General features: G+C 54.5%; 3 protein-coding genes. All 3 read left to right on the top strand.

Going from position 1 to position 1,873, the window contains the following annotated elements; all coding sequences use genetic code 11:
* Positions 1-653: pyridoxal-phosphate dependent enzyme (locus NW808_RS01305; protein WP_414420021.1), on the top strand; the 653-nt coding region annotated here is incomplete at its 5' end.
* On the top strand, positions 650-1,477 hold the full coding sequence (gene trpA / locus NW808_RS01300; RefSeq protein WP_414420020.1) for a tryptophan synthase subunit alpha: 828 nt from the start codon (positions 650-652) through the stop codon (positions 1,475-1,477). The genes NW808_RS01305 and trpA, both read left to right, overlap by 4 nt.
* 128 nt (positions 1,478-1,605) lie before the next feature.
* On the top strand, positions 1,606-1,873 hold a 268-nt coding region (locus NW808_RS01295; protein WP_414420019.1), incomplete at its 3' end, for a DUF4837 family protein.

Genomic DNA, 1,873 nt, shown 5'->3' with positions numbered 1-1,873 from the left:
GGGTAACCCACGTACACGACACCTTTTACCTTATTGGCTCGGTGGTAGGTCCGCATCCGTATCCGATGATCGTACGGGACTTTCAGCGCATCATTGGGGACGAGGTGCGGCAGCAGCTGGTCGAGCAAATAGGACGGGAAGTCCCCGATGCCCTCGTGGCTTGCGTAGGTGGAGGCTCCAACGCCATGGGACTGTTTTATTCCTTTCTTACCAATCGACACGTACGCATGTATGGTGTAGAAGCCGCAGGCGAAGGGCTCGACGGTCGCCATGCGGCTACGTTAAGCTGCGGTAGACCTGGCATTTTGCACGGGGCCATGAGCTACCTGCTGCAAGACGACGACGGCCAGGTGCTGTTGGCCCACTCGATCTCGGCTGGATTGGACTACCCCGGTGTAGGGCCGGAGCACGCCTATCTTAAGGATTTAGGACGCGTTACCTATGTGGCGGTTACCGATGCAGAGGCGCTCGAAGGGGTACGGCTTTTAGCACGCACCGAAGGCATTATTCCCGCACTGGAGACGGCCCACGCTATTGCCTTTTTACCCCGCTTGGCCCAAGAACTGGGGCCAGACGCTGTTGTGGTGGTTAACCTTTCGGGTCGTGGGGATAAAGACATGGGTACCATTGCCCAACATTTGGGATGCTTATGATCGATCGTCTACAATCGATGTTTAAGACGCTTCGGACCCGTGGGGAGAAAGCCATGGGTCTATTTTTGACGAACGGATTCCCAGATCCGGAAAGTACCCGTCTGTTGCTGGAGGCCATTGACGAAGCTGGTGCAGATTTCATCGAGCTTGGCATGCCTTTTAGCGATCCTTTGGCTGAAGGGGTGCCTATCCAGCGTGCCAGCGAACGGGCCCTCCGTCATGGGGTTCGTATGGTAGATGTGTTGCGTATGGCCGAGGCGTTTCGGTCGCGTAGCCAGACCCCCCTATTGCTTATGGGCTACATAAACCCGGTCTATCGCTATGGTGTACAGGCGTTTTGTCGGGATGCTGTGCAGGCTGGCGTGGACGGATTGATCTTGGCTGATCTACCACCTGAAGAAAGCCAAGCACTGGCCGAAGCGGCCCAAGCAGCTGATTTGGCTATGGTTTATCTCATTGCGCCCAATACGCCCAGCGATCGCATTCGGCAAATCGATGCATTGGCTACTGGCTTCGTGTACGCCGTATCCATAACCGGCCTGACAGGCAGTCAGCTCCAAAGCTACGAAACCATCGAAGCATATTTGGCACGTGCGCGCCAATTTGTTAGTCGCAATCCGTTGCTAGTGGGTTTTGGTATCCGTTCCCATGAAGATGCGCTGCGCTTTAGTCGGTATACCGATGGATTTATCGTAGGTTCAGCGCTAATTCGGCTAGTTGAGCGCTTGTGGGATGACTCCACGTTGTCGCTATCTGATCGACTTGAAGCGGTGCAACGATTTGTGTATGAACTCAAGTATGGCGCCCCGGTGTCGACGGCTTAAAAGGGCACTTAGGCCAGGTGTGAACGTTTTAAGGGCAGCTGTGTCATCAAATTCTTGAGGTCATCCCCATGCCCTTTCGTTTGGTTCTTTGGCCTTTATTGTTGGTGGGGATCTGGGGGTGTGGCAACGTGGACTATCGTCCGTTGGCCATTGGTGAGGAAGGTGAAATTCGGGTAGTGATTGATTCAACGCTTTGGCAGGGATCGGTAGGGGAGGCATTGCGAGCTGCCTTAGGTTATTATGTGCAAACCCTGCCCAATCCGGAGCCGCTTTTTACGTTACGTCCCGTTCAACCCCAGACCCAAGATGCATTGGATCAGGTGAAGAAATTTAAGAATATCCTTTTTGTGGCTGTGCTGAGGGACGCTGGCCCCGTGTCGCGTCTGGTGCAACAGG

The organism is Synechococcus sp. W70.1 (genome assembly GCF_047461515.1).
GTDB lineage: Bacteria > Cyanobacteriota > Cyanobacteriia > Thermostichales > Thermostichaceae > Thermostichus.
Note: the sequence above shows the minus strand (reverse complement) of the source record. Positions and strands in the feature narration are given on the sequence as shown.

Bases quoted from the DNA above. Each gene is read 5' to 3' on its own strand.
- trpA (WP_414420020.1), top strand. From the start codon at position 650: ATGATCGATCGTCTACAATCGATGTTTAAGACGCTTCGGACCCGTGGG.